The 19,756-nt window shown below is 67.5% G+C and carries 17 protein-coding genes and 1 riboswitch; of the genes, 6 read left to right on the forward strand and 11 right to left on the reverse strand.

Annotated elements, in window-relative coordinates; translation table 11 throughout:
- The first annotated feature begins 12 nt into the window (after positions 1-12).
- The 5 genes from ftsA to thiC all read left to right on the forward strand — a co-directional run bounded on the left by ftsA (position 13) and on the right by thiC (position 6,145).
- Positions 13-1,242: a cell division protein FtsA gene (gene ftsA / locus J8G26_RS03875; RefSeq protein WP_087747565.1), complete on the forward strand. Its 1,230-nt coding sequence runs from the start codon at positions 13-15 to the stop codon at positions 1,240-1,242.
- 151 nt (positions 1,243-1,393) lie between these two features.
- Positions 1,394-2,635 carry a cell division protein FtsZ gene (ftsZ, locus tag J8G26_RS03880; protein ID WP_210567993.1) on the forward strand — a complete coding sequence of 414 codons (1,242 nt, stop codon included), beginning with the start codon at positions 1,394-1,396 and terminating at the stop codon, positions 2,633-2,635.
- 201 nt (positions 2,636-2,836) lie between these two features.
- Positions 2,837-3,760: a UDP-3-O-acyl-N-acetylglucosamine deacetylase gene (gene lpxC, locus J8G26_RS03885; RefSeq protein ID WP_210567994.1), complete on the forward strand. Its 924-nt coding sequence runs from the start codon at positions 2,837-2,839 to the stop codon at positions 3,758-3,760.
- Positions 3,761-3,767: 7 nt separating this feature from the next.
- The gene (locus J8G26_RS03890; protein WP_198314724.1) at positions 3,768-3,944 is read left to right on the forward strand and encodes a hypothetical protein; all 177 of its coding nucleotides are present in this window, start codon (positions 3,768-3,770) and stop codon (positions 3,942-3,944) included.
- Between the two features lie 38 nt (positions 3,945-3,982).
- Positions 3,983-4,106: riboswitch (TPP riboswitch) on the forward strand.
- Between the two features lie 122 nt (positions 4,107-4,228).
- Entirely contained in the window at positions 4,229-6,145 is a 1,917-nt protein-coding gene (thiC, locus tag J8G26_RS03895) for a phosphomethylpyrimidine synthase ThiC (protein ID WP_210567995.1), read from the forward strand.
- Between the two features lie 127 nt (positions 6,146-6,272).
- On the opposite strand, the gene J8G26_RS03900 is transcribed toward thiC, so the two are convergent.
- Positions 6,273-7,910 (reverse strand): methyl-accepting chemotaxis protein, encoded by a 1,638-nt coding sequence (locus J8G26_RS03900; protein ID WP_210567996.1) that lies wholly within the window; start codon positions 7,908-7,910, stop codon positions 6,273-6,275.
- 356 nt (positions 7,911-8,266) lie between these two features.
- Between J8G26_RS03900 and J8G26_RS03905 the strand changes: the two genes are divergently transcribed.
- The gene (locus J8G26_RS03905) at positions 8,267-9,943 is read left to right on the forward strand and encodes a methyl-accepting chemotaxis protein (RefSeq protein WP_210567997.1); all 1,677 of its coding nucleotides are present in this window, start codon (positions 8,267-8,269) and stop codon (positions 9,941-9,943) included.
- Between the two features lie 349 nt (positions 9,944-10,292).
- Here J8G26_RS03905 and J8G26_RS03910 read toward each other — a convergent pair whose 3' ends face one another.
- The 10 genes from J8G26_RS03910 to gspG form a co-directional block, all read right to left on the reverse strand.
- Entirely contained in the window at positions 10,293-11,681 is a 1,389-nt protein-coding gene (locus J8G26_RS03910) for an ATPase, T2SS/T4P/T4SS family (RefSeq protein WP_210567998.1), read from the reverse strand.
- An 11-nt stretch (positions 11,682-11,692) separates the two neighbouring features.
- Positions 11,693-13,951 (reverse strand): type II secretion system secretin GspD, encoded by a 2,259-nt coding sequence (gene gspD / locus J8G26_RS03915; RefSeq protein ID WP_210567999.1) that lies wholly within the window; start codon positions 13,949-13,951, stop codon positions 11,693-11,695.
- Positions 13,952-13,955: 4 nt separating this feature from the next.
- Positions 13,956-14,771, reverse strand: a complete 816-nt coding sequence (gspN, locus tag J8G26_RS03920) for a type II secretion system protein N (protein WP_246881234.1) — start codon at positions 14,769-14,771, stop codon at positions 13,956-13,958.
- Positions 14,772-14,810: 39 nt separating this feature from the next.
- A complete protein-coding gene (gene gspM, locus J8G26_RS03925; protein WP_210568001.1) occupies positions 14,811-15,356 on the reverse strand; it encodes a type II secretion system protein GspM in 546 nt (181 codons plus the stop codon).
- The gene (gene gspL / locus J8G26_RS03930; RefSeq protein WP_210568002.1) at positions 15,353-16,615 is read right to left on the reverse strand and encodes a type II secretion system protein GspL; all 1,263 of its coding nucleotides are present in this window, start codon (positions 16,613-16,615) and stop codon (positions 15,353-15,355) included. The genes gspM and gspL overlap by 4 nt, the downstream gene beginning before the upstream one ends.
- Positions 16,616-16,674: 59 nt before the next feature.
- Positions 16,675-17,682, reverse strand: a complete 1,008-nt coding sequence (gene gspK, locus J8G26_RS03935) for a type II secretion system minor pseudopilin GspK (RefSeq protein ID WP_210568003.1) — start codon at positions 17,680-17,682, stop codon at positions 16,675-16,677.
- The gene (locus tag J8G26_RS03940) at positions 17,679-18,380 is read right to left on the reverse strand and encodes a prepilin-type N-terminal cleavage/methylation domain-containing protein (protein ID WP_210568004.1); all 702 of its coding nucleotides are present in this window, start codon (positions 18,378-18,380) and stop codon (positions 17,679-17,681) included. The genes gspK and J8G26_RS03940 overlap by 4 nt, the downstream gene beginning before the upstream one ends.
- A 2-nt stretch (positions 18,381-18,382) precedes the next feature.
- The gene (gene gspI / locus J8G26_RS03945; RefSeq protein ID WP_210568005.1) at positions 18,383-18,742 is read right to left on the reverse strand and encodes a type II secretion system minor pseudopilin GspI; all 360 of its coding nucleotides are present in this window, start codon (positions 18,740-18,742) and stop codon (positions 18,383-18,385) included.
- Complete coding sequence (locus J8G26_RS03950; RefSeq protein ID WP_246881235.1) at positions 18,739-19,137, reverse strand: type II secretion system protein GspH; 399 nt, start codon at positions 19,135-19,137, stop codon at positions 18,739-18,741. Before J8G26_RS03950 ends, gspI begins: the two co-directional genes overlap by 4 nt.
- 172 nt (positions 19,138-19,309) lie before the next feature.
- Entirely contained in the window at positions 19,310-19,750 is a 441-nt protein-coding gene (gene gspG, locus J8G26_RS03955) for a type II secretion system major pseudopilin GspG (RefSeq protein WP_210568045.1), read from the reverse strand.
- Positions 19,751-19,756: the final 6 nt, after the last annotated feature.

Below are 19,756 nucleotides of genomic sequence, written 5' to 3' on the forward strand. Positions count from 1 at the left end.
GCAGACACTGATATGGCAAGAGAATACAAAGACGTGGTGGTGGGGCTGGACATCGGCACGGCCAAGGTCATGGCCGTGGTGGCCGAGGTGCTGCCCAATGGCGAACTCAAGCTCGCCGGCCTGGGCGTGGCGCCGAGCAATGGCTTGAAACGCGGTGTGGTGGTGAACATCGACGCCACGGTGCAGAGCATCCAGCAGGCGCTGAAAGAGGCCGAGCTGATGGCCGACTGCAAGATCCAGCGCGTTTACACCGGCATCACGGGCAGCCATATCCGGGGCCTCAATTCGAGCGGCATGGTGGCGGTCAAAGACAAGGAAGTCACAGCCGCCGACGTGGCGCGCGTGGTCGAAACCGCCAAGGCCATCAACATCAGCAGCGACCAGCGCCTGTTGCTGGTGGAGCCGCAGGAGTTCGTGATCGACGGGCAGGACGTGAAAGAGCCCATCGGCATGAGCGGCATCCGCCTGGAGGCCAAGATCCACATCGTGACCGGCGCGCAAAGCGCGGCCGAGAACATCATCAAGTGCGTGCGCCGCTGCGGCCTGGACGTGGAGCAGCTCATGCTCAACCCGCTGGCATCGAGCCAGGCCGTGCTGACCGATGACGAGCGCGAACTGGGCGTGGTGCTGGTGGACATCGGCGCGGGCACGACCGACGTGGCCATCTTTACCGGTGGCGCCATCCGCCACACGGCGGTGATCCCGATTGCCGGCGACCTGATCACCAGCGACATCGCCATGGCGCTGCGCACGCCCACGAAGGACGCCGAAGACATCAAGGTCGAAAGCGGCTACGCCAAGCAGCTGCTGGCCGACCCCGAGGCCCAGGTGGAAGTGCCCGGCCTGGGCGACCGCAGCCCGCGCATGCTCAGCAAGCAGGCGCTGGCCGGCGTGATCGAGCCCCGGGTGGAAGAAATCTTCTCGCTCGTGCAGCAGGTGGTGCGCGAGTCGGGCTACGAAGAAGTGCTGTCGTCGGGCATCGTGCTCACCGGCGGCAGCTCGGTGATGCCCGGAATGATCGAGCTGGGCGAGGACATCTTTTTGAAGCCCGTGCGCCGTGGTATCCCCAAGTATTCCAGTGCACTGTCGGACATGGTGGCCCAGCCCCGCGCCGCCACGGTGATGGGCTTGCTCGAAGAAGCGCGTCTGGCCCGCATGCGCGGCTACAAGGTGGCGCAAAAGAGCGGGTCGATGAAGACCGCGTTCGGGCGTTTCAAAGACTTCATCGTGGGGAATTTCTGACCATGAAATACCCACTCTGGCTTGCACGAGGGAGTCCCCATCGCATACCGCGCGGTCGATGGCGATGTACCGGCCCGCCTTATGTACCGCGAACCAGACCCCTTTTCATCCATTGGCAATTGCATACGAATTTAGAAACAGGAGCTCCAACATGACCATCGAAATGATCGAAGCCGAAGAATTTAACCAGGGCACCCAGATCAAGGTGATCGGTGTGGGCGGTGGCGGCAGCAACGCCGTCGAACACATGATTGCCCGCAGCGTGCAGGGCGTGGAGTTCGTCAGCGCCAACACCGACGCGCAGGCGCTCACCCGCAGCTCGGCCCACCGCACCATCCAGCTCGGCCAAAGCGGCTTGGGCGCCGGCAGCAAGCCCGACAAGGGCCGCGAAGCCGCCGAAGCCGCAGTGGACGACATCCGCGCCGCCATCTCGGGCGCGCACATGCTGTTCATCACTGCCGGCATGGGTGGCGGCACGGGCACCGGCGCTGCACCCGTGATTGCGCGCGTGGCCAAGGAAATGGGCATCCTCACCGTGGGCGTGGTCACCAAGCCCTTCGATTGGGAGGGCGGTCGCCGCATGAGCAATGCCGACAACGGTCTGGCCGAGCTCGAAGCCAATGTGGATTCGCTGATCGTGGTGCTCAACGAAAAGCTGCTCGAAGTGCTGGGCGATGACATCACCCAGGACGAGGCCTTTGCCCACGCCAACGACGTGCTGAAAAACGCCGTGGGCGGCATTGCCGAAATCATCAACGAATACGGCCATGTGAACGTCGACTTCGAAGACGTGCGCACCGTGATGGGCGAGCCCGGCAAGGCCATGATGGGCACGGCCACCGCCAGCGGCCCCGACCGTGCGCGCATCGCCGCCGAGCAGGCCGTGGCCTGCCCGCTGCTGGAAGGCATCGACCTGTCGGGCGCCAAGGGCGTGTTGGTGCTGGTGACGGCCGCCAAGGGCAGCCTGAAGCTGTCTGAATCGCGCCTGGCCATGAGCACCATCAACGCCTATGCCTCGCCCGACGCGCATGTGATCTACGGCGCGGCCTACGACGACAGCCTGGGCGACGAGATCCGCGTGACCGTGGTGGCCACAGGCCTGTCGCGCCCCAACGCACGCCGCCAGCCCATTTCGGTGGTGCAGGGTGGCCTGCGCACGGGCACGGACAACATCGCCTACCAAATGCCCATGGCCACCAGCGGTGGCTTGGGTGGTGCCGTGGGTGTGGCCGGCGGCATGGTGGGGGGCTCGCAGGCCGACTACGGCAGCATGTCGGTGCCCAGCGTCTGGCGCACCAACCGCACGCAGGCAGCAGCCCGCGTGGATGCACTGTCGTCGGGCGGCATGGATGATCTGGAGATTCCGGCTTTCCTGCGCAAGCAGGCAGATTGACAGGGTACATCCTCCTGAGCGGCTTCGCCGCTTCCCCCTTCTCTCGCTGAGCGCGGGAAGGGGGACGACGCCAGCGCGGCGGGGCGGCCCTTGCGCGGCGTCCCTGGTGGGGCGTGCGCCGATTTCAGGTGTTCCGTTTTCTATCAGGGTCATAGGAAGTCACAGGTACTTCCTGCTGGGCGGGCCCACTAAAATTGCAAGATGCTCCAGCAACGCACCATCAAGACACTGACCCGCGCCGTGGGCGTGGGGCTGCACAGCGGCCAGCGGGTCGAGTTGACCCTGCGGCCGGCACAGCCTGACACGGGCATCGTGTTTCGCCGGGTGGATTTGCCCCAGCCCGTCGATATTCCCATCTCGGCCGCCGCAGTGACCGACACCCGGCTGGCATCGACCATCGGCACGGGCAATGCCAAGGTGCACACCGTCGAGCACCTCATGTCGGCCTGCGCGGGCCTGGGTATCGACAACCTGTATGTGGACATCACCGCAGAAGAGGTTCCCATCCTGGACGGCTCATCGGCTTCGTTTGTCTTTTTGTTGCAAAGCGCGGGCATTGAACTGCAGAACGCGCCACGGCGCTTTATCCGCGTGACCCGGCCGGTCGAGGTGCGCCAGGGCGAAGGGGCCTCAGCCAAGTGGGCGCGGCTGGTGCCCTACCACGGGTACAAGCTCAGTTTCGAGATCGATTTCGACCACCCGGCGGTCGATTCCACGGGCCAGCGGGTCGAGTTTGACCTGGGGTCAGGCAACTACAGCCGCGACATTGCGCGCGCACGCACCTTCGGATTCACCCGCGACGTGGAAATGATGCGCTCCAACGGCCTGGCGCTAGGGGGCGGGCTTGACAACGCCATCGTGATGGACGACTACAAGGTACTCAACAGCGACGGGTTGCGCTATGACGATGAGTTCGTCAAGCACAAGATCCTCGACGCCATGGGCGACCTGTACCTGATCGGCAAGCCCCTGCTGGCTGCCTACAGCGCCTTCCGCTCGGGCCATGCCATGAACAACCTGCTGCTGCGCGAGCTGCTGGCGCAGCGCGATGCCTGGGAAGAAGTGACGTTCGAGGATGAACGCCAGGCACCCAGCGGGTTCCTGCAACCCGTGCGTGCGTGGTAGCGGGCCCATGCTGCTGTTTCGCTGGCTGGCCATGGCACTGCTGCTGACCGCGGTGGTTTCCTTTGCGTTCTATGCCGGCACGGGCCAGGCGCGCTACAAGCGCTTTGGCCTGGTGGTGCTGAAATGGACCATCATCGCTGCCGTCTTTTTCTTTGCCGTGCTGTTCATCGGGCGCCTGGCCTGAGCCTGTTCAAGGCCGTAAGGCAGCGCTGTCCTATACTCGCGCCTGCTCCGGGGTGTGCGTAAGCGCTGAGATGCGAGGTGGCTGAAGAAATTCGGCAGGCCTTGCGAACCCGACGAACTTGATCCGGTTCATACCGGCGGAAGAAGAGTCGACCTCCTTGTCCCCGTGCCCGCAGTCCCTGTGGGCACGCCTTGCCTCAGGCGCTGCCATGCGCAGCCACCTGAGGGGCGCACAGGTCCATTCCGGAGCAGACCCCACCGCCACCGGAACCAGGAGACCTGCCCATGAACGCCCCCGACCCCCACGCCAAGCTCGCTGCCCCCGAAAAGTTTGCGGAGCTGCTGGCCCGCACGCGCGAGCCCTTTCCTGCATCGCGCAAAGCCTATATCCCCGGCCATTTGCACACCGACCTGCGCGTGCCCGTGCGCGACATCGCGCTGACCAATGGCGAACTGGTCAGTGTGTACGACACCTCCGGCCCCTACACCGACCCCGATGCCGTGATTGACGTGCGCAAGGGCCTTGCCGGTGTGCGCAATGAGTGGATTGCCGCGCGTGGCGATGTGGAGCACTACGAAGGCCGCGCCCCCGTAGCGCTGGACGACGGGCAAAAAAGCGAAGATGCCACCCGCCTGGCCCAGCTGCGCGCCGAGGCCGCCGCCCTGCAGCGCAAGCCCCTGCGCGCCAAAAGGACGAATGGTGTGGGTGCCAACGTCACGCAGATGCACTACGCGCGCAAAGGCATCATCACGCCCGAGATGGAATACGTGGCCATCCGCGAAAACGGCAAGCGCGAGTGGATGGCGCAGTACATGGCCGACGCTGGTCGCGAGCAGCGCCTGATGGGCAACCCGATGGGTGCCAGCATCCCGCGCATCATCACCCCCGAATTCGTGCGCGACGAAGTGGCCCGGGGCCGCGCCATCATCCCCGCCAACATCAACCACCCCGAGGTGGAGCCCATGGCGATTGGCCGCAATTTCCTGGTCAAGATCAACGCCAACATCGGCAACTCGGCCGTCACGTCGAGCATCGAGGAAGAAGTCGAAAAACTGGTGTGGGCCATCCGCTGGGGTGCCGACAACGTGATGGACTTGTCCACCGGCAAGGCCATCCACACCACACGCGACTGGATCGTGCGCAACAGCCCCGTGCCCATTGGCACCGTGCCCATCTACCAGGCGCTGGAGAAGGTGGGTGGAGTGGCCGAAGACCTGACCTGGGAAATCTTCCGCGACACCCTGATTGAACAGGCCGAGCAGGGCGTGGACTACTTCACCATCCACGCGGGCGTGCGCCTGGCCTACATCCACCTCACGGCGGCGCGGCGCACGGGTATCGTCTCGCGCGGCGGTTCCATCATGGCCAAGTGGTGCATGGCGCACCACCGCGAGAGCTTTTTGTACGAGCACTTCGAGGACATCTGCGACATCATGAAGGCGTACGACGTGTCGTTCAGCCTCGGTGATGGCCTGCGCCCCGGCTGCGCATCGGATGCCAACGACGAAGCGCAGTTTGCCGAGCTGCATACGCTGGGCGAGCTGACCCAGGTGGCCTGGAAGCACGACGTGCAGACCATGATCGAAGGCCCCGGCCATGTGCCCATGCACATGATCCAGGCCAACATGACCGAGCAGCTCAAGACCTGCCACGAGGCGCCGTTCTACACGCTGGGTCCGCTGACCATCGACATCGCGCCCGGCTACGACCACATTGCTTCAGCCATCGGCGCGGCCATGATCGGCTGGATGGGCACGGCCATGCTCTGCTACGTGACGCCCAAGGAGCACCTGGGCTTGCCCGACCGCGACGATGTGAAGCAAGGGATCATTGCCTACAAGATCGCCGCCCATGCCGCCGACGTGGCCAAGGGCCACCCCGGCGCCCGCGCGCGCGACGACGCGCTCAGCCAGGCGCGCTTCGACTTCCGCTGGCAGGACCAGTTCAACCTGGGCCTGGACCCCGAGACGGCCAAGGAATATCACGACGAGACCCTGCCCAAGGACGCCTCCAAGGTGGCGCATTTCTGCTCGATGTGCGGGCCCAAGTTCTGCTCGATGAAGATCACACAGGAAGTGCGCGACTTCGCAAAGCAAAAGGGCGTGGCGGAAGCCGAAGCGCTGGCGGCGGGCATGGAAACCAAGGCCGAAGAGTTTCAGCGTGGCGGCGGCAACCTGTACGTGCCGATCAAACCGGCCTGACGTTTGCTATTAGAAAAAGAGCTTCTTGCGCTTTCTGCATAAGCGCTAGAGGCTCTTTTAACGACATATCCTTCGGTTATTACCGGGACAGAGACTGCATTGTCGCCGGGACACAACCCGGCGTGGCTTAGCGCGCTGTCAGCAGTGCCTGCTGCGGGCGTGCCGGGCCAATCTGGGGCGATGCCGATTCCGCGCCCTGTCCGGGCAGCACAAAGCGGCTGATCAGTGTGGACAGTTCATGGGCCTGGTTGCGCAGGCCGGCAGAGGCGGCCATCGACTGCTCCACCAGCGCCGAGTTGGCCTGGGTCATCTGGTCCAGCCGCGCCACTGCGGTGTTGATCTGGCCAATATCGCGGTTCTGGTCCTGCGTTGCGGAGGTGATCTCGCCCATCATGCGTTCGGCGTTCTGGATTGAGCCCACGATGCGCTGCATGGTGTGGCCGGCAACCCCGGCCAGGCTTGTGCCTTCTTTCACCTGATCGACCGATTCGTTGATCAGCGCCTTGATTTCCCGCGCTGCGGCGGCCGAGCGCGTGGCCAGGCTGCGCACCTCGGCGGCCACCACGGCAAAGCCGCGGCCCTGTTCGCCCGCATGGGCCGCCTCGACGGCGGCGTTGAGCGCCAGGATGTTGGTCTGGAAGGCGATGGAGTCGATCACGCCGATGATGGCCACGATCTTGCCGGCCGATTTGTGGATGCCTTCCATGGTGCGCTCGACCTGCGCCACCACGTTGCCACCGTCATGCGCCACCGTGGTGGCGGTGGCCACCATCTGCTGCGCGTCGTGCGCGGCCTGTGCCGAGTGCATCACCCGGATGGTGATCTGCTCCAGTGCCGCCGCGGTCTGCTGCAGGCTGGCAGCCGTTTCTTCGGTGCGGCTCGACAGGTCGGTGTTGCCGCCCGCGATTTCGGAGGCGGCCGCGCTTACGTTCTGCGCCGATCCACGCACCTGCTCGACCAGGCCGCGCAGCGCCTGCTGCATCACCGCCAGCGAGTTGAGCATGCGACCCGCCTCGTCTTTTTCATGGCCTGCAATGTCGTGGCGCAGGTCCAGCGCCGCCACGCGGTCGGCCGTGGCGCCGGCCAGTGCAATCGGGCGCGAGATGCTGCGCACCAGCCAGAGTGCCAGCACGGAGCCCACCAGCAGCGCCATGGCGCTGAAGGCCAGCAGCGCCGTGCGGGCCACTGCGCCCAGGCGTTCTACCTCGCGTGCACCGGCATCGATGGCGTTGCGCTGCGACTGGGTCAGCGTGCCCAGTGCGGACAGCAATGCACCAGAAGAGGGCAGAAACCGCTCGGCGTACACCGTGCGGATGCGTTCGGTCACGCCCGAGTCGCGGGCCGCCACCAGCTCGGTGCGGGCTTTCAGGAAGTCTTTCCCGGCAGCATCGATGCTGTCGAGCAAGGCACGGTCTTCGGCCACCAGCAGGCGTTGGCCCAGCTCGGCAATGCGTGCGTCATAGAGCTTCTGGGTGGCGGCAATGTCCGCGCCCAGGATGTCGCCCACCTCGGGCTCCGAGCTCAGGGCGATGGCCTTGTAGCGTTCGGAGTTGATGGCCTGGTAGCGGTAGGCGTCGGCGACCAGGCGCTCGGTGGCCACGCCCTGGCTCACCATGGTTTCGGTGGATTGCTGAATCTGGCGCAGCGACCAGATGCCGATGAGCGAGCCGAGCAGGGACAGCGTCAGCACCACGGCGAATGTGGTCAGCAAGCGCTTGCCCAGCGTGCCCTGGGATGGCTTGGGGGAGGGGAGGGTGGTGGACATGGGTGTTCGTCAATGGGATCGGGGCTTGTCAGGTGCTCGCAGGGGGACTGGCCATCCCTGCCGGCACGCGGCCATGGCGGAGGGTGCGGGTATCGCACGACGCACCCTTGGGCGAGGCGTCCAAGGGTTTGCCCTGATTATTTGCTACAAATGTGACAAATTGCTTTCAATCCCGCGCCACTGGCAAACCGCTGCCACTGTGCGGATGCAGGAGCGTCAATGCCGGTGAATACCCTGTGCAGCAACGGATTGGGCGGGATTTATAGTCCTCCAGCACCCCGTCCAGAAGGCTGGGCAAGTGCATGGCATCAAATTTGCTTTATTGTGGTAGTTGTCAAAATATGTAAGGAAGAGCCATGAATGCTCTGGGTCGATTTTCCATTCGCACGCGCCTGTATTTCGCCACGACCTTTTCACTCGTGCTGCTGGTGATCATCGGGGGCATGGGGTTCATGGCACTGGACCGCACCCGTGGAACGCTGGAAACCTTGTTCTCCCAGCGGGTCCAGACGCTCACCGACATGTCCGACCTGCGCACCTCGCTGGGGGATCTGCGCCGCGCCGAAAAAGACATCATCATCAATTTCAACAACACCGTGGAAGTGGCGGCCCTGCGCGAAAGCTGGGGCAAGACGCTGGCGGCGCTGCGCAAGAGCCTGGCCGACGTGCGCCAGGTGCAGGCGGGCGATCCGGCCTTTGTGGCGGCCATCGACAAGTCGCTCGACGAGATCAAGCAATACGAGACCGGCATTGTTCCGATCTTCGACCAGATCGAGCGCGCCCAGATCGACGGCGCCGGCGGCGGCGCCTATGCCGACAGGCTCAAAACGCACATGGAGGCCACCGACCAACTGTTCTCCCAGCTGGCCACAGCCGCCCGTGCGCAAATGCAGGAGGCGCGCCAGGGCGTGGACACCCTTGCCGCCACCATGTCCGGCCTGATCGGCGTGGCCCTGGTGCTGGCTCTGGCGGTGCTGATTCCGCTCACCTACCTGAGCGTGCGCTCCATCACCCGCTCGCTGGCCCAGGCCCGCGATCTGGCCGAGCGCATTGCCGGTGGCGACCTGTCGCGCGATGAACAGGCGCTCAACCACGACGAAGTGGGCCAGCTGGTGGGCGCCATGGGCCGCATGCAGCACGCGCTGCGCGGCCTGGTGCACCAGGTGCAGGATGCGGCGGGCAACATTTCCACCGCCAGCCACGAAATCGCCACCGGCAACCACGACCTGAGCCAGCGCACCGAGCAGACCGCTGCCAACCTCGAAGAAGCGGCCTCGTCCATGGAAATGCTCACCAGCACGGTGCAGCAAAACGCGCAGTCCTCGCGCCAGGCCAGTGACTTTGCCGCGTCGGCCGCCGAAGTGGCGGCGCGCGGCGGTGCCGTGGTGTCGCAGGTGGTGAGCACCATGGACCAGATCACCACCAGCTCCCGCAAGATTGCCGACATCACGGGCGTGATCGACTCCATCGCCTTCCAGACCAATATCCTGGCGCTCAACGCAGCCGTGGAGGCCGCACGCGCCGGCGAGCAGGGCCGCGGGTTTGCCGTGGTGGCCAGCGAGGTGCGCAACCTGGCCCAGCGCAGCGCCGGGGCGGCCAAGGAGATCAAGGAGCTGATCGGTTCATCGGTCGAGCGCGTGGAAGACGGCTCGCGCCTGGTGAGCCAGGCGGGCCAGACCATGACCGAGATCGTGGGCAGCGTGCGCCGCGTGTCGGGCATCATCAACGAAATCACCGCCTCGGCCGCCGAACAAAGCGACAACATCGGCCACATCAGCCAGTCGGTCACCCAGCTCGACCAGATGACGCAGCAGAACGCGGCCCTGGTGGAGCAGTCCACGGCGGCGTCGGAATCGCTGCGCGAGCAGGCCCTGCAACTCACGCGCGCCGTCAGCCAGTTCAAGCTGCATGACGACGGTGTTGCGGCGGCAGGCGCCCAGCCTGGCGCACTGCTCGCCGCCGCCGATACTGCGGCCCGTGGCCGTCAGCCTGCAATGGCGTGGCAGGCGCAGGTGGCGCTTCAGATTCGATAGTGGTTTTTTGCCTGATTAACGACCCATCTCAGATAGAACCCGTTCGCCCTGAGCCTGTCGAAGGGCTGTTCGCCAGAAGCGACCTGGCTTCGACGGGCTCAGCCCGAACGGATGGGGTGAGACATCTGAGACAAGTCGCTAATCAGGTGTTTTTGGTTGCTAGCGCTTATGCAGTAAGCGCTAGAAGCTATTAAATATATAGCATTTCATTCCTGGGCTTCGCGCTGCGGTACATGAGGCGGTGGCGCCAGCAACCGGAGCATCCCGGGCCAGGACCACCGTGGAGTCAGCTTGGCCGGGCTACGGTTGGCGTCCCCCTGGGGGGAAGCGGCGAAGCCGCATTGGGAGGTCAGTCCCTGGTGACTCGCACCACCTCTTCGCGGCTGGTGATGCCGGCGGCAATCAGGCGCTCGCCGTCGTCGCGCATCAGCGCCATGCCATTGGCCAGTGCGGCCGCGCGGATGTCGGCCTCGGAGGCCTGGTTGTGGATCTGGGCGCGGATGGCATCGTTGGTGACCAGCAGCTCGAACACGCCGGTGCGGCCTGCGTAGCCGGTCTGGCCGCAGGCATCGCAGCCCTTGCCGGCGCAGTGGGTGCAAATCTTGCGCACCAGGCGCTGGGCCAGCACGCCCAGCAGGGACGAGGACAGCAAAAACGGCTCCACGCCCATGTCGGTCAGGCGCGTGACGGCGCTGGCGGCGTCGTTGGTGTGCAGCGTGGCCAGCACCAGGTGGCCGGTGAGCGAGGCCTGGATGGCGATCTGCGCGGTCTCGAAGTCGCGGATTTCGCCAATCATGATGATGTCCGGGTCCTGGCGCAGGATGGCGCGCAGGGCCTTGGCAAACGTCAGGTCGATCTTGCTGTTGACCTGCGTCTGGCCCACGCCGGGCAGCTCGTATTCGATGGGGTCTTCCACCGTCATGATGTTGTTGCGCGTGGCGTCCAGGCGCGACAGCGCCGCATACAGCGTGGTGGTCTTGCCCGAGCCCGTGGGCCCGGTGACCAGCACGATGCCGTGCGGCTGGGCAATCAGGCTTTCAAAGCGGTGCAGCGTGTCGCCCTGCATGCCCACGGCTTCGAGGCTGATCTTGCTTTCGGATTTGTCCAACAGGCGCAGCACGGCGCGTTCGCCATGGGCGCTGGGCAGGGTCGATACGCGCACGTCAATCGCTCGGGTGCCCAGGCGCAGGCTGATGCGGCCGTCCTGCGGCAGACGCTTTTCCGAAATATCGAGGTCGGCCATGATCTTCAGCCGCGAGATCAGCGCGGCGTGCAGCGCGCGGTTGGGCTGCACCACCTCGCGCAGGCTGCCGTCCACGCGAAAGCGCACGCTGCTGTGGCGCTCGTAGGGCTCGATGTGGATGTCGCTGGCGCCGTCGCGCGCGGCCTGCGTGAGCAGGGCGTTGAGCATGCGGATGATGGGCGCGTCGTCGGCGGTTTCCAGCAGGTCTTCCACCGCGGGCAGCTCCTGCATCATGCGCGAGAGGTCGGCGTCGCTTTCCACCTCGCTGACCACCGTGGCGGCGCTCGATTCGCCCTGCGCATAGGCGGCGCTGATGCGCTGGGCCAGGCCGTGGGCATCGAGCAGCAGCAACTGCTGCACGGCGTGCTTGCGCAGCACTTCCGACAGCGCGCTGGCGTTGGGCTGGGGGCCGTGCCACAGCACCAGCTGCTGGCCGTCGTCCTCCAGCAGCAACTGGGCGGTGCGCGCAAAGGCGTAGGGCAGGGGATGGCGCATCGCGGGTGTGCTCAGGGCTTGGTGATGGGCGCGGGCTCGGACACGGGCGCAGCCAAGGGCTGTGCGGGCGAAGCGGCTTCAGGACGCAGCGCGGGCAGCACCGGGGCGCCGGAAACCGAGCGCAGCACGGTGCTGGCAGCGGGTTGCGTGGCCTGCTGCAGCGCGCGGATGGCGTCGTAGCGGTCGAGCATCAGCGCGTCGCTGGCGGCTGCATCGCGCACCACCACGGGGCGCAAAAATACCATCAGGTTGGTCTTCTTGCGCGAGCGGTTCTCGCTGCGAAACAGATTGCCCACCACGGGAATGTCGCCCATCAGCGGCACCTTGTCCTCGGCCTGCTGGTAGCTGTCTTCCAGCAGGCCGCCGAGCACGATGATGCTGCCGTCCTCGACCAGCACGTTCGATTCGATGGAGCGCTTGCTGGTGGTTGGGCCGTTCACGTCCTTGAGGGTGTTGCCGTCGATCTTCGAGACTTCCTGGTAGATGGCCATCTTGACGGTGCCGTTCTCGTTGATCTGCGGGCGCACGCGCAGCATCAGGCCCACGTCCTTGCGCTCTACGGTGGTGAACGGGTTCACCGAATTGTTGCCGGTGGTGTTGGCATACGAGCCGGTGACGAAGGGCACGTTGTTGCCAATGACGATGCGGGCCTCTTCGTTGTCCAGCGTCATCAGGTTAGGGGTGGAGAGCACGTTGGCATCGCCGCTGTTTTGCAGGAAGTTGGCCAGCGCACCCAGGTAATACTGGCCATTGATGCGCGGCGCCAGCGCAATGTTCAGACCGCCGCCCAGCGCCGTGATCGCGCTGGCATCGCCAGTGGCAATGCCGGCGGCCAGCCCCAGGATGTTGCCGCCCGACACTGCCGAGTTGGTGCCGATGGCGCCCACCAAGCCATCGCCCTTGCTCCCCAGCGCGCTTTGCCACTGGATGCCGAACTCGGCCAGCTTGCTGGCCGAGACCTCGACGATCAGGCTTTCCACCAGCACCTGTGCGCGCCGGCCGTCGAGCTTGTCGATCACGGCGCGCAGCTGCCGGTATTGGGGCTCGGGCGCCGTGATGATGAGCGAGTTGGTGGTGGGGTCGGCCTGGATTTGTCCGCCGGTCGAGGGCTGGTTGCTGCTGGCACTGTTGCTCAAGCCCCCGCCTGCGCCCATGCCCAGGCCACCGCTGCTGGCGCCCAGACCGGCGCTGTTGCTGGCGCTGGTGTTGCCGGTCGTGCTTGCTGCCGCGGTGGTGGACAGGCCGCCCGAGCCCGCATTGCCCGACGACGACGCGGCGCTACCGTTGCCGCCCCCGGTGGCCGACATGGCCGCGCGCAGCGTGGTCGCCAGCTTGGTGGCATCGGCATTCTTGAGGTAAACCACATGGATGTTGCCGCTGGCCGCGCTGCTGCCGGGCACGGGCGGCTGGTCGAGCTTGTCCACCAGCGCGCGCACCTGGGCCACGCGGGCCGGGTTGGCGGCGCGAAGGATCAGGGCGTTGCTGCGCGGCTCGGCCAGCAGCGTGGTCTTGAACGAGGTGTCGGTCTGGCCCTGGGCCGCGGCCGGTGCGGCTGCGCTGCCGCCGCCATCAATGAGCCGCGCCACCAGCGGGGCCAGGTCGGCGGCTACGGCATTCTTGAGCGGGATCACCTCGACATCGCTGGCATTGGCGACATCCATGGCCGCCACGATGCGCGCCAGGCGCTGCAGGTTGTCGGCATAGTCGGTGATCACCAGCGAGTTGTTGCCGGGGTTCACGTTGATGGTGTTGTTGGGGCTGATCAGCGGGCGCAGCACCGGCACCAGGTTGGCCGCGTTTTCGTAGTTGAGCTTGAAGATTTGCGTGACGATTTGCCCGCCGCCGGGGCCGGGCGCGCCGCCGCGCGTCACGCTCACGCTGCCGCCCTGCAGCTTGGCGTCGGCCTCGGGCACCACCTTGTACAGGCCGGCCGACTCGACCACCGTGAAGCCCTGCAGCCGCAGCGCGGCCAAAAACTGCTGGAACGCGGCGGCCGGCGTCACGGCCCGCTCGGTGATCAGGGTGAGCTGGCCTTTGACGCGTGGGTCCACCACCACATTGCGGCCGGTGATGGTGGCCATGGTGCGGGCCACGGCCTCGATCTCGGCGTTGGCAAAGTTCAGCGTGACGGGCTCACCCGGGCGCACGCTGCTGGTGCCGGGGCTGATGGCCGTTTGTGCTTGAATTTGCCCGTTGGCGCTTGCCAGTAAAGCGCAAGCAGCTATCGTATTAAGAGCAAATCGCAGCTGGGGCGGAAGATTGGAAGTCATAGGATCAACCCACGGTGATGATGGAGCGCGCGCCGCTGCGCCGTCCGATGATGTTCAGAAGATTGGCCAGGGCCGCCTCGCGCTCGGGCTTGGCGCTGGCCTCGCCCGCAAAACGCAGGCGCTGGCCCACCCATTGGCCGCTGCCGCTCAACTGCAGGTCGCCGTCGAGCGTGCTCAGGGTGAGCGTGGGCACTTCGCCCCCCTGCAAAACGAGCCGGTAGCTGCCCATGGGGCGCAGGGTGGACAGGCGCGATGACATGGCCCGCGCATCGAGCTGGGCCATGCCCGCCAGGGTCAGGCGGCCTGCCGTCCACACGGCTTCGAGGCCTTGGGTCTGCACCGCCAGCTGGCCCTGGGGCTGCAAGGTGTTCCACGGCGTTCCCAGGCCCGTCAAAAGGCCGGCCGGGAACTGGCTTTGGCCATCGGCCAGCGCCAGCCGCGCGCCGCCCCAGCGGGCATCCATGCGGGCTTGCAGCGGCGCCGGCATGCAGCAGGCGGCGTGCACCTGCGCGCGCAGGCCGCGCCAGGTGGGGCGCAGGCGCCATTCCATGCGCCCGGGCAGGGCGGCCCGGTCCTGGCTGGCGCCGCCGCCGGTCAGCACCAGCTGGGCCGATCCGGTCCACACCGTGCCGCGCGCCTGGGCCAGCAGCACCTGCCCGTCGCTGGCGCGTTCCACCGCCTGGGCCAGCCACTGCGCTGGCGCAAAGCAGATCACCGCGGGCAACACGCCCACCAGCACCCCGGCCGCAGCCCAGCCCCAGGGCGCACGCGGTGCCGCCGTGGCGGTGCGCCGGGCGCGGGAACGCGGGGTGGAGGGCATGTGGCGCAGCACGTTGCGGGACATGAAAAAGGCCACCGCTCAGCGCGCAGGCAGGGCCAGCACCAGGCTGCCATCCCAGCGCGGTGCGGCCGCAGCGGGCGCATTGCCCAGGGTGGCGGGGGGCGTTGTGGGCGCCGCCGCCGGGCTGCGCGTGAGCCGCGCTTCCACCGGCACCGCCAGCGCATTGCTGCGCGCCTGGGCCAGCCATTGGGCCAGGGCATCGGCCGGTGCTCCCTTGAGCGTGATGGTGGCGCGGTCACCCACCAGGCTGAGCTGGGCGGTGGCGCCCAGGCGCTGGGTCAGCGCGCTGCGCAGGCTGGCCACGGCATCGCCCGGTGCGCTGCGCGGCGCGGCCTGCAGTTGCAGGGCTTCGGCCTGCAGGCTTTGCATGCGCTGCAACTGGGCATCCAGCGCCGCATGGCGGGCCGGGGCCGTGCGCAGCGTGTTCAGGGCTGGCGCCAGGGCCAGCCACCACAGCAGCGCCAGGGCCACCACGCTGCCCGCGGCCAGGACCAGGTTTTGCTCGCGCGGGGCCAGGGCCTTCCAGCGCGCTGGCAAGGAGAGGTTCATGGTGGGGGCGTTCATGGCGTTACCTCTGCGCGCAGCAACAGGCTGCCGTCGTCCAGGCGGGCGCTGTAGCCCGCAGCCTGCAGCCGGGTGACCACGGCGGTCTGCTCCTCGCCGGTCAGCGTGACGCCGCGCAGGCGCAATTCGCCGGTGCTGTATTCCAGTGCATTGGGCAGCTGGCCTGCGGGCAGGGCAGCGCCTGCTGCGGCCAGCAGGGGCTCCAGGTCGCGCGGCGATACGCTGCCTGCGGCCTGGCGCAGTGCGGCCAGTTCGCGTTCCATCTGCACGGGGGCGTCCACCACCACCTGCACTTTGGGAAAGGTCTGCGTGAGCGCATTGCGAACACCGACTTGCTTGGCGGCGAGCGCGGCGCGTTCCTGCCAGGCCCAGGCGTTCAGGCCGACGAGGTGGGCAGCTGCCAGAAGGCCTGCGCCCCAGCGCGCCGCGCGCCACTGCGGCGCATACAGAAAGGCACTGGCGGCGCTGCCGGCCTGGCGCAGGGCGCGGGTGCGCCCGGTGCTGGCCAGGTCGAATTGCGCCAGGTCCCAGTCGCCGCGCGCCGCATCGAGCGCGCGCTGGCTGGCGGTGTGCAGCACCACAGGGCGGCCCAGCGTGCGCTCGGCCAGCGCCGCCACGGCGGGTTCGGCGCGCACCGGCGGCGCAGCGTCGTCGGTGTCTGCGGAGGTGGCCACCGGGCCGATCAGGCCCAGGGCCATGGACGACAGGGGCAGCACGGCCACCGCCTGCTCGGCCCCGTGGCCGCACAACACCAGGTGGGCCTCTTCGGGCGTGCCCAGCGCAAACAGCTCGGGCTGGCCGCTGGCGGTGGTGCCCGGTGCAAATTCTGGCACCACGCGCGATACGCGCCGGCCTGCGGCCTCCAGCACCTGCAGCGCTTCACGCAACCAGGCGCGGTCGCACACGGCCACCCACACGGGTTCGCCCGCGCGGGCCGCCGGTTGCAGGGCAAAGTGCAGTTGTGCCGGGTCGTCGAGCAGCTGGTCTTCCAGCAAGCCTTCCAGCACCGAGCGCAGGCGCGGCGTTTGCTGGCCGGTGCCCAGCGGCACGCCCTGGGGCAACTGCACGCGCTGCCACGAAAGCGCCTGCGCCGGCACCACGGCCACCACCTCGCCGCCCGGCCGGGCAGGCTCGGGCAGCAGCGCCGCGGGCGCGCTGGCGTGGCGAAGTGCGGTGTGGCCGTCGGCGGTCAGTGTGTAGCTGTAGTCGGCGGTGGGCCCGGACGGGGCCAGGGGCAGGAAAAGGATCAGGGTGCTCATGGGCGGGGTTTGCGGGCCATTTTAGGGGGCAGGCTTGACAGTGCTGCGGCAAGGGGCGCTCAGCGCATTGCCTGGGGCCCAACGGTTGCGGGTTCTCTGTCAAAGGCTCCGCGTTCGCGCCACAGCGTGGTCACGGTGGCGCCCTGGCGCATCACCAGCGAGCGCTCGTCCACCATGGTGGCGCCCAGGCGCAATCGCCCGCGCACTTCAAAGTACCGCGAGGCGATGGCGTGGTCGTCGGCGTTCAGGTCGATGCTGGCGCCCAGCTGGTCGGAAGCATCGGTCAGCACTCGAAAATGGCGCGCCTGCCGGGCCTGCACCAGTTTTTGCGCGCCCGCCATGTCGAGGCCGTCGATGGCGGACGCCAGCACATCCACATCGGCGGTGTTCAGGTTTACCGGGGTGCGCGCAGGCAGCAGCGTGACATGGGGGGCCAGCACGGCCACGGTTGCGGGTGGCAGGCCCAGCCAGCCCAGCTGGGCAAAAGTGGGCGGCAGCAGCGGCGCGCTGCTGTCGGCCCCCGGGCTGGACCTGGCCTCGCGCAGCGCCTGCACCAGCTGGTCCAGTTGCTGCGGGGGCAGGCCCAGGCGCGCGAACAGGCGCGAAAACTGGCGCAAGGCGCTGGCTTGCACCTTGTCGCCCACGATCAGGTTGGTCAGGTTCAGCCGGGCCTGCAGGTCGGTGATCTGGCCGGACAGAAAGGCATCGGTGGTGTCGGTGCTGGCATCGTCCACCTGGGCCACGTTGCGGTCGGCCGCCAGAAACGTGGACAGGCGCGCCTCCTGCAGCGGCACGGCCCAGGGCTCGGCCAGATGGTCGGCGCCACCGGTGATGCCGTCTTCGCGCAGGATCAGGCGCGACCAGTCGAGCGCGCCCACCAGAATCCAGGCCGATTGCAGCCGGGCGCGCTCGGCCGTCTCGACCTCGACCGCGCGCCACTGCTGCCACAGCGCGGCGGCGGCAAAGGTAGCCACCAGCGTCACGGTCAGCATGGCCGCGAGCAACGCAGCACCGCGTTGGCGCGCAAGGCCTGCGATGTTTTTGCAAGAGGGGGTGCGGTGGGTCATGACTTGCCCCCGCCCAGCAAGGGGTTGACCCAGTCGCGCGTGATCTGCCCGGCCAGGGCCTGGCCGGGGCTGATGGTGATCTGCAGGCGTACGCCATCGGGCACGGTGGCGGGCACGGCGGCGGCATCGCCGGGCGTGGCGTCGCTGCTGGACTGCGGGTTCGACCAGGCGCCTCCGCGGTAATAAAAGAGCTGCCAGTTGTCCAGCGGCAGCAACACCACCTCGCGGCGCCGCTCGGCTTCGCCCGGGTTGCTGGCCCACAAGGCCGCCTGCTGCCAAGCCTGCTGCCAGTCGGCGCGGGTGCGCACCGGGGGCGATTGCCAGCGCAACCAATGGCTGGCGCCCTGCACGTCGCGCCGCGTCCAGGCCACCACCAGGGCGCCTTCATCGGGCACGGCACTGCTGCGCCGCGTGATGCGCAGCACCTGGCCATCCCAGTGCAGCGGCGTGGTGTGGGGCAAGGCCAGGAGGGCGTCGAGGTCGTTACCCCACTGCCCCAGCGCCGCCTGCACCACCAGCAGTTCGTCGGCCCGCTGGCGGGTGGCCTCCTGCGCCCGCGCCATGCCGTCCAGCCCGCGCCAGCCCAGAATGGCCATCAGCGCCATGATGGCAATGCCCACCAGCAGCTCGATCAGGGTGAAACCGCGCTGCGTGCGCGCGCGGCGTGTGCCATGCACTGCCGGAGAAGCGATCCACATAGCTAGTACCGCCCTACGATGGTGGACAAGCGCAGTACGGAGTTCTCCCCATCGAGCACCTGCGCATCCACGCGCCGAAAGCTTGGGTTCGGCGTGGGCCGCACGATCACGGCCACGTCGAAGCGGCGCCCCGCCTGCTCGCAGGGCTGGGTGCTGTCGCCCACCCCCGGCATCTGGCGCGACAGGCGCACCTTGACCAGTTCGTTCTCGGCGCACAGCTGGGCCAGCACGATGTCCGATTGCCGCTGGGCATTGCGCGTCAGCGCGGTGGTGGCCTGCAGGCCCGCCATGAGGGCGATGGCCACAATGCCCAGCGCCACCAGCACCTCGACCAGCGTGAAGCCGCGCTCCGCGCGCTTCATTGCAGCGGCTCCACCGTGAAGGGCCTGACGCCATCGGTCACCACGCGCAGCGCGCGCTCGGGGTGGGCCTGGTTTACCAGCAGCACCTGCTGCGGGCCGATCAGCGGCTCGGGCCCCAGTTGCAGGATGGCGGGGCCGCGCACGGTGGTGCCGGCATCCAGCCACTGGGTGGGGAGTGTGCTGGTGGGCAGACCGTCAAACCGGAAGCCCTGCGCATCGGCGCGCCAGCGCACCGGCACGCCCGTGCCGCGCGACTGGGCCCGGCCCGATTCCAGCAGGGCCGCCAGCCGCGCCGCTTCGCGCTCGAGCTGGGTCTGCCCGCTGTCGCGCAGCGCCAGGCTGACGCCCGCCGTGGCCAGCGCCATGATGCTGATGACGATCAGCAGCTCTAGCAGGGTGAAACCGCGCGAGGAAGCGACACCCCCCTGAGCCGCTGCGCGGCTTCCCCCCTCTCTCGCTGCGCGGGAGGGGAGACGACGCCAGCGCGGCGGGGCGGCCCTTGCGCGGCGTCCACTGGCGTGGGACGGTGCCAATTGCATGCGCTGGGGATGCTCTGAACAGAAATCTTTATTGCCAGCTGCCGATATCCGCATCCTTGCCTTCGCCGCCCGACTGGCCGTCGGCGCCGAACGACATCACGTCGATCTCGCCCTTGATGCCGGGGTTCAGGTACTGGTAAGGCCGGCCCCAGGGGTCGTTGGGCAGCTTTTCGAGGTAGGGCTTCCAGTTGCCCGGCACGGGGCCGGTGGTGGGTTTGGCCACCAGCGCCTGCAGGCCCTGCTCGGCCGTGGGGTAGCGCTGGTTGTCCAGGCGATACAGCTTGAGGGCCTGCATCACATTGGTGACGTCGGTGCGCGCCGCGGTGGCGCGCGCATCGTCGGCGCGGTCGAGCACGTTGGGCACGATCAGCGCGGCCAGCACGCCGATGATGACCAGTACCACCATCAACTCGATCAGGGTGAAGCCCCGCGCCACATGCGTGGCCAGGTTGCGGCGGGTGCGGCGCAGGAGGAA

It is taken from the genome of Acidovorax sp. JG5 (assembly GCF_017939685.1).
GTDB lineage: Bacteria > Pseudomonadota > Gammaproteobacteria > Burkholderiales > Burkholderiaceae_C > Acidovorax.